Annotated in this window: 7 protein-coding genes; 5 read left to right on the top strand and 2 right to left on the bottom strand. The window is 67.3% G+C overall.

Features of this window, described 5'->3' with window-relative positions; all coding sequences use genetic code 11:
* The 5 genes from RWO33_RS17500 to RWO33_RS17480 form a co-directional block, all read left to right on the top strand.
* A partial coding sequence (locus tag RWO33_RS17500; RefSeq protein WP_314106465.1) for a transketolase C-terminal domain-containing protein occupies positions 1–1,062 on the top strand: 1,062 nt, incomplete at its 5' end.
* 3 nt (positions 1,063–1,065) lie between these two features.
* Complete coding sequence (gene asnB, locus RWO33_RS17495) at positions 1,066–3,009, top strand: asparagine synthase (glutamine-hydrolyzing) (RefSeq protein ID WP_314106463.1); 1,944 nt, start codon at positions 1,066–1,068, stop codon at positions 3,007–3,009.
* Between the two features lie 146 nt (positions 3,010–3,155).
* Positions 3,156–3,716, top strand: a complete 561-nt coding sequence (locus RWO33_RS17490) for an NAD(P)H-dependent oxidoreductase (RefSeq protein ID WP_314106461.1) — start codon at positions 3,156–3,158, stop codon at positions 3,714–3,716.
* A gap of 240 nt (positions 3,717–3,956) precedes the next feature.
* Positions 3,957–5,381 carry a replicative DNA helicase gene (locus RWO33_RS17485; RefSeq protein WP_314106459.1) on the top strand — a complete coding sequence of 475 codons (1,425 nt, stop codon included), beginning with the start codon at positions 3,957–3,959 and terminating at the stop codon, positions 5,379–5,381.
* Positions 5,382–5,583: 202 nt separating this feature from the next.
* A complete protein-coding gene (locus tag RWO33_RS17480; protein ID WP_314106457.1) occupies positions 5,584–5,802 on the top strand; it encodes a hypothetical protein in 219 nt (72 codons plus the stop codon).
* Between the two features lie 166 nt (positions 5,803–5,968).
* Here the strand turns inward: RWO33_RS17480 and lpdA are convergent, their stop codons facing one another.
* A complete protein-coding gene (gene lpdA, locus RWO33_RS17475) occupies positions 5,969–7,405 on the bottom strand; it encodes a dihydrolipoyl dehydrogenase (RefSeq protein WP_145480266.1) in 1,437 nt (478 codons plus the stop codon).
* Between the two features lie 60 nt (positions 7,406–7,465).
* On the bottom strand, positions 7,466–8,347 hold an 882-nt coding region (gene sucB, locus RWO33_RS17470), incomplete at its 5' end, for a dihydrolipoyllysine-residue succinyltransferase (RefSeq protein ID WP_314106455.1).

Raw genomic sequence — 8,347 nt, 5'->3', positions numbered from 1 at the left:
GTGTTCGGCGGTGCCGCCCACCTGCCCCAGCGGCCGCCCCCGCGGCACCTGGCGATCCAGATCAACCAGGCCCTGCACGACCTGCTGTGCAAGTACCCTGAGTCGCTGCTGTTCGGCGAGGACGTGGCGCAGAAAGGCGGCGTGTATACGGTCAGCAAGGGGCTGTTGAAGGCGTTCGGGCCGCGCCGCGTGTTCAACACGCTGCTGGATGAAACCATGATCCTGGGCATGGCCCAGGGCCTGGCCAACCTGGGCATGCTGCCGATCCCGGAAATCCAGTACCTGGCCTACCTGCACAATGCCGCCGACCAGCTGCGCGGCGAAGCCTGTTCGCTGCAGTTCTTCTCCAATGACCAGTTCCGCAACCCGATGCTGGTGCGCATCGCCGGGTTGGGCTACCAGAAGGGCTTCGGCGGGCATTTCCACAACGACAATTCGATCGCCGCGCTGCGCGACATTCCCGGACTGGTGGTGGGCTGCCCCTCGCGCGGCGACGACGCGGCGATGATGCTGCGCACGCTGGCGGCGTTGGCCCGGGTGGACGGGCGGGTGGCGGTGTTCCTCGAGCCCATCGCGCTGTACATGAGCAAGGACCTGCACGACCCCGGCGACGGGCAATGGCTGTTCGCCTACCCGCCGCCGGACCAGGCGCTGGTGCTGGGCGAGGGCCGGGTGTACGCCGCCGAGGCCAGCGACCTGGTCATCTTCACCTATGGCAACGGGGTACCGATGAGCCTGCGCGCGGCGCGCCGCATCGAGGCCGAGCTGGGCTGGCAGGTGCGCGTGGTCGACCTGCGCTGGCTGGTGCCGCTCAATGCCGGCTTCATCGCCGAACAGGCCGCGGACGCACGCCGGGTGCTGGTGGTGGACGAGGGCCGGCACAGCGCCGGGGTGGGCGAGGGCATCCTCACCGCGCTGCTCGAAGCCGGGCTGGGCCACCTGCCGCTGCAGCGGGTGAGCGGCGCGGACACCTATACGCCGTTGGCGGGGGCAGCATTGTGCGTGCTTCCAAGCGACAATGCGGTGGTAAGCGCCGCGCGGGTGTTGGCGCAGGACCATTGACGCATGTGTGGACTGGCAGGAATGTTGCTGGCCGCCCCGGGACGGGAGCAGGCCGCGTTGGAACAGCAGGCACGCCGCATGGGCGACGCCCTGCTGCACCGTGGGCCGGATGACAGCGGGGTGTGGGCCGATGCCGCAGGTGGCATCGCGCTGGCGCACCGCCGCTTGAGCATCCTCGACCTGTCGCCGCTCGGCCACCAGCCGATGGCCTCCGACAATGGCCGTTACGTGCTGGCCTACAACGGCGAGGTGTACAACTTCGCGACGCTGCGGCGGGAGCTGGAAGGCCTGGGCCACGACTTCCGCGGCCATTCCGATACCGAGGTGCTGCTGGCCGCGTTCGTGGCCTGGGGCCTGGACGAGACCCTGCAGCGCGCCAACGGCATGTTCGCCATCGCCCTGTGGGACCGCGCCGAGCAGTGCCTGTGGCTGGCCCGCGACCGGGTCGGCAAGAAGCCGCTGTACTACGGCTGGGCCGGCGACACGCTGGTGTTCGGCTCGGAACTGAAGGCGCTGTGGCAGCACCCGGCATTCGACAACGGGATCGATCGCGACGCGCTGACCCTGCTGCTGCGGCTGGATTACATTCCGGCGCCGCACTGCATCCACGAGCGCTGCTTCAAGCTGATGCCGGGGCGGGTGCTGCGCCTGGACGCGGCAGCGGTGGCCGCCGGTGCCGCCGCACACCGGCCGGACCAGCAGCAGCTGCCGTTCTGGAATGCGCGCGAGCGCATGCAGCAGGCGCTTGCCGCGCCGTTCCAGGGCAGCGACGAGGACGCCGAAACCCAGCTGGACGGCCTGCTGCGCGACGCGGTCGGGCTGCGCATGGTGGCCGACGTCCCGGTGGGCGTGTTCCTTTCCGGCGGCACCGATTCGTCGGTGGTGGCGTCGCTGATGCAGGCGCAGTCGTCGACCCCGATCCACAGTTTCAGCATCGGCTTCGAGGGCTCCGACCACGACGAGGCGCCGCTGGCCAAGGCGCTGGCCGGGCACCTGGGCACCGACCACACCGAGCTGTATGTCAGCGGTGCCGACGCGCTGGCGGTGGTCCCCGCGCTGCCGGCGATGTTCGACGAACCGTTCGCCGACGCCTCGCAGGTGCCGACCGCGCTGGTGGCGCGGCTGGCGCGCAGCGCGGTGACCGTGGCGCTGTCGGGCGACGGCGGCGATGAGCTGTTCTTCGGCTACAGCCGCTACCAGCGTGCGCTGCGCAACTGGACCCTGCTGGGCCGGGTCCCGGCGCCGCTGCGGCGCTGGATGGCCGCCCATGCGCACACCCAGGGCGAGGCCTCGCGTACCGGCGGGTTGGCCGCATTGCTGGCTGAAACCGGCGCGCGTGGCATCGGCGATGTGTATCGCAACCGCATCTCGCGCTGGCGCGACCCGGTGTCGGCGGTGATCGGCGCCCGCGGCGCCGGCAGTTTCTACGACCTGGCCGACCCGCTGCATGGCGCCGGTTCGCCGGCCGACGCGATGATGCTGGCCGACTTCAGCACGTACCTGCCCGACGACCTGCTGTGCAAGGTCGACCGCACCAGCATGGCGGTCAGCCTGGAAGCGCGTGCACCGCTGCTGGACTGGCGCGTGGCGGAATTCGCCTGGTCGCTGCCGCTGTCGATGAAGCAGCGCGACGGGGTCAGCAAATACCTGCTCAAACGCGTGCTGGGCCGCTACGTGCCGCAGGAGATGGTGCACCGGCCCAAGCGCGGCTTCGGTGCGCCGGTCAGCGCGTGGCTGAAGGGCGACCTGCGCGGCTGGGCGGACGGACTGCTGGACCCGGCACGGCTGGCCGAGGAAGGCATTTTCCACGTCGATGCGGTGGCACCGCTGTGGAAGCAGTTCCAGCAGGGTGAGCGCAAGTGGCATACCCACCTGTGGAACGTGTTGATGTTCCAGGCCTGGCAGGCGCATTGGAAGCAGGTGCGGGCGGCGGTTCCGCGCGCGTGACCGGCACCGCGCCGGACACGCATGGCGTGTCCCTACGCCTGGAGATGGCAGCGTAGCGACACGCCCTGCGTGTCCCACGCACGCCTTCACCGCGCGCAACACCTGTCACCCCTACGCTGGCCGTTCCCCTCGAACGGAGCTCCCCCATGGCAACCCCCACCATCGCCGTGCTCGTCGGCAGCCTGCGCAGCGGTTCGCACAACCAGGCCCTGGCCCATGCGCTGGAGAAGCTGGCAGCCGGCAAGGCGACCTTCGACTACGTCCAGATCGGCGACCTGCCGCTGTACAACCAGGACTTCGACAAGGACTACCCGGCTGAAGGGCTGCGCCTGAAGGACCAGATCAAAAAGGCCGACGCCGTGCTGTTCGTCACGCCTGAATACAACCGCTCGGTGCCCGGCGTGCTCAAGAACGCCATCGACATCGGCTCGCGGCCGTACGGGCACAGCGCCTTCGCCGGCAAGCCCGCCGCGGTCATCGGCGCCTCCATCGGCGCCATCGGCACCGCACTGGCCCAGCAGCACCTGCGCAACATCCTGGCGTACCTGGACATGCCGGTGCTGGGCCAGCCCGAGGCCTTCGTCCACTTCAAGGAAGGGCTGATCGACGCGCAGGGCAGGATCAGCAACGAGGGCACCCGCGACTTCCTGCAGGGCTTCGTGGACAAATTCCTGGCCTGGATCGCCACCCACAGCGGTCAGCAATGAGCCACAGGCTTCTGCGATAATGGCGGCGCGGCGCACGACCAACGGTCATGCGCTACCGGACATGGTCGGCCTCCAGCTGGGTCGCGCGGCACTGCAACCGGTAGGGCACGACCGTTGGTCGTGCCGCCCCGCCCGCTGCGCACGACTATCCACCGCTTATCCACAGAGTTGTGCATGGCTGTGGCAGCCGCGCCGTGCCTACCATGTCCCACGCTCCACTCTGCAGGAAACTACCCGCTCATGTCTGCCCGTTCCGGCTTCCGTTCCGACCGCAAAGATCGCGGTGACCGCTTTGATCGCGACGAGATGCGCATCGATGCGCTGCGCGTGCCGCCGCACTCGATCGAGGCCGAACAGGCGGTGCTGGGCGGGTTGATGCTGGCCCCGGAAAGCTATGACCGGGTCAACGACCAGCTCACCGAAACCGACTTCTACCGCCGCGACCACCAGACCATCTACCGCGCGATCCGCGAGCTGTCCGAGCGCGACCGCCCGTTCGACGCGGTGACCCTGGGCGAGTGGTTCGAATCGCAGGGCAAGATGGGGCTGGTCGGCGATGGCGCCTACCTGATCGAACTGGCCAGCACCACGCCATCGGCGGCCAACATCGCCGCCTACGCCGAGATCGTGCGCGACAAGGCGGTGCTGCGCCAGCTGATCCAGGTCGGCACCGACATCGTCAACGATGGTTTCCAGCCCGAGGGCCGCGAGAGCAGCGAGCTGCTGTCGGCAGCGGAAAAGTCGGTGTTCGCCATCGCCGAACAGGGCGCGCGCGGGCGTACCGATTTCGTGGCGATGCCGGGTGCGTTGAAGGACGCGTTCGAAGAGTTGCGCAGCCGCTTCGAGAACGGTGGCAACATCACCGGCCTGCCGACCGGCTACGCCGATTTCGATGCGATGACCTCCGGCCTGCAGCCGACCGACCTGATCATCCTGGCCGCGCGTCCGGCCATGGGCAAGACCACCTTCGCGCTCAACATCGCCGAATACGCTGCGATCAAGTCCAAGAAGGGCGTGGCGGTGTTCTCGATGGAAATGTCGGCCTCGCAGCTGGCGATGCGCCTGATTTCGTCCAACGGCCGCATCAACGCCCAGCGCCTGCGTACCGGCCAGCTCGAAGACGAGGACTGGAGCCGGGTCACCGGCGCCATCCGCATGTTGAAGGAGACCAAGATCTTCATCGACGACACGCCGGGCGTGTCGCCGGAGATCCTGCGTTCCAAGTGCCGCCGGCTCAAGCGCGAGCACGACCTGGGCCTGATCGTGATCGACTACCTGCAGCTGATGAGCGTGCCGGGCAACAGCGAGAACCGCGCGACCGAAATCTCGGAGATCTCGCGATCGCTCAAGGGCCTGGCAAAGGAGCTGAACGTGCCGGTGATCGCGCTGTCGCAGCTCAACCGCTCGCTGGAAACGCGTACCGACAAGCGCCCGGTGATGGCCGACCTTCGCGAATCCGGCGCAATCGAGCAGGACGCGGACATGATCGTGTTCATCTACCGCGACGATTACTACAACAAGGAAAATTCCCCGGACAAGGGGCTGGCCGAGATCATCATCGGCAAGCACCGAGGCGGCCCGACCGGCTCGTGCAAGCTCAAGTTCTTCGGTGAATACACGCGTTTCGACAACCTCTCGCACGATTCGGTGGGGTCGTTCGAATGATGCGCCGGCGCACGACCAACGGTCGTGCGCTACCAGGGTGGTGCCCGACGGGACCCATGCCCCACGGACGCGGTAGGTACCGACCGTTGGTTGGTACGCGTTTCGTCGGCGGATCCGGGGTTTCGTCGCAAACCGGTTGAACCCGCGCGGGCAGGGCGGCAACGTGGTCCTGCCGCGGCAAGGTGCCGCCCTGGAGACCGTCATGAAGACCCTGTTCGCGCTTGGCGTGTGGTGCCTGCTGTTCGTGCTGTGCTGGCCGCTGGCAATCCTGGCCCTGCTGGCCTGGCCGTTCGTGTGGCTGCTGAGCCTGCCGTTCCGGCTGGTCGGCGTGACCTTCTCTGCGCTGTTCGCCTTCCTCGGCGCATTGTTCATGCTGCCGGCCCGCCTGCTGGGTGGCGGCCGCATGGCGACAGCAAGGTAGAGCCGACTGTCAGTCGGCTATCGCGCGCAGCGCGATGTTCCGGGATCGCGCCAACGGCAGCCGACTGACAGTCGGCTCTACCCGAGGCAATGCGTCGAGTGGACGGCGTACGCCCAGAAAAAACCCCGCCGAGGCGGGGTTTTTCGTTGCACCACCACAGGGCCGGTCAGTTGGCCTTGTGGATCGCGCGCTTGCTCACGGCCATGGCGGCGTCGTGGACCACTTCCGACAGCGACGGGTGCGCGTGGCAGATGCGGGCCAGGTCGTCGGCCGAACCGCTGAACTCCATGGTCAGCACGCCTTCGTGGACCAGTTCGGACACGTTCGCGCCGACCAGGTGCATGCCCAAGATGCGATCGGTTTCAGCATGCGCCAGCACCTTCACGAAACCGGCCGGTTCGATCATCGCCACGGCGCGGCCGTTGGCGGCGAACGGGAAGCTGCCAGCCTTGTACGGAATGCCCTCGGCCTTCAGCTGCTCCTCGGTCTTGCCGACCCAGGCCAGCTCCGGCTCGGTGTAGATGACCCACGGAATGGTGTCCATGTTGACGTGGCCCGGCAGGCCCGCGATCAGCTCGGCCACGGCGATGCCTTCCTCGAAGCCCTTGTGCGCCAGCATCGGACCGCGCACGCAGTCGCCGACCGCCCACACGCCATTGACGCCGGTGTGGCAATGCTCGTCCACTTCGATCTGGCCACGCTCGTTGACCTTCACGCCGGTACCTTCGGCCAGCAGGCCCTTGGTCGCGGCGCGACGGCCCACGGCCACCAGCAGCTTGTCCACCACCAGGCTCTTTTCGCCTTCGGCGTCGGTGTAGGTCAGGGCGACTTCCTTCTTCTTGCCCTTGCCGGTCACTTCAGCCTTGGAAACCTTGGCACCCAGGCGGATGTCCAGGCCCTGCTTCTTGAATTCCTTGGCGGCGACCTTGCCCACTTCGGCATCGGCGGCGGCCAGGAAGGTCGGCAGCGCTTCGAGGATGGTCACTTCGGCGCCGAGACGCTTCCACACGCTGCCCAGTTCCAGGCCGATCACGCCGGCGCCGATCACGGCCAGGCGGGCCGGGACTTCGGTGAAGTCCAGGCCACCGACGTTGTCGACGATGGTCTCGCCGTCGAACTTCGCGAACGGCAGTTCGATCGAGTCCGAACCGGCAGCGATGATCACGTTGGTGCCCTTCAGCTCGACGACTTCGCCGTCGTGCTGGGTGACCTTGACCACGTTGCCCGGCTGCAGTTCACCGAAGCCGTAATAGGCGGTGACCTTGTTGGCCTTGAACAGCATGGCGATGCCGCCGGTGAACTGCTTGACGATCTTGTCCTTGCGGCCAACCATCGCTTCGACGTCCATCTTGGCATCCTTGAAGCTGATGCCATGGTCGCCAAAGATGTGGCCCATGTTCCAGAACTGGCGCGAGGAGTCCAGCAGTGCCTTGGACGGAATGCAGCCCACGCGCAGGCAGGTACCGCCCAGCGCCGGCTTGCCATCCTTGCCCAGTGCAGCGTCGATGCAGGCGGTCTTCAGACCCAGCTGCGCGGCGCGGATGGCGGCGTGATAGCCGGCCGGACCGGCACCGATGACGACAACGTCGAATTGTTCAGCCATTGAAAATTCCTTGATGCTTTACCAGAACCCCTCCGCGCAGGCGCGGAGGGGCGGGAGGTCTTACAGGCCGAACAGCATGCGGCCCGGGTTTTCCAGCTGGTTCTTGATGTCCACCAGGAACTGCACCGAATCCTTGCCGTCGATGATGCGGTGGTCGTAGGACAGCGCCAGGTACATCATCGGCGCGATCACGACCTGGCCGTTCTGCGCGATCGGACGTTCCTTGATCGCGTGCATGCCCAGGATGGCGCTCTGCGGCGGGTTGATGATCGGGGTGGACAGCAGCGAACCGAAGGTGCCGCCGTTGGTCACGGTGAAGGTGCCGCCCTGCAGTTCTTCCAGGCTCAGCTTGCCGTCACGGGCCTTCTTGGCGTAGTCGGCGATGGTCTTTTCGATGTCGGCGAACGACATGCGCTCGACGTTGCGCAGCACCGGCGTGACTAGGCCCTTCTCGGTCGACACCGCGATCGAGATGTCCGAGTAGCCGTGGTAGATGATGTCGTCGCCGTCGATCGAGGCGTTGACCAGCGGGAAGCGCTGCAGCGCGTTGGCGGCGGCCTTCACGAAGAAGCTCATGAAGCCCAGCTTGATGCCGTGCGCCTTGACGAACTCGTCCTGCAGGTCCTTGCGCGCGGCCGAGACCTTGGACAGGTCGACTTCGTTGAAGGTGGTCAGCATGGCGGTGGAGTTCTTCGACTCCATCAGGCGTTCGGCGATGCGCTTGCGGATGCGGGTCATCGGCACGCGTTCTTCCGGACGGGCGCCACCGGCCTTGCCGGCGCCGCCGTTGCGGGCGAAGTTGACGATGTCTTCCTTGGTCACCGCGCCGCGACGACCGGTGCCGTCGACATCGGCCGGGTTCACGTTTTCGGTGATCGCGGTGAAGCGCGCGCCCGGGGGCAGGGTGTCGGCAGCCGACTTCGACGCCGGGGCCGGGGCAGC

This window comes from uncultured Stenotrophomonas sp., from assembly GCF_963519925.1.
Classification (GTDB): Bacteria; Pseudomonadota; Gammaproteobacteria; order Xanthomonadales; family Xanthomonadaceae; genus Stenotrophomonas; species Stenotrophomonas maltophilia_AE.
The sequence above is the reverse complement of the archived record's forward strand: the minus strand, read 5'-3'. Positions and strand labels throughout refer to the sequence as shown.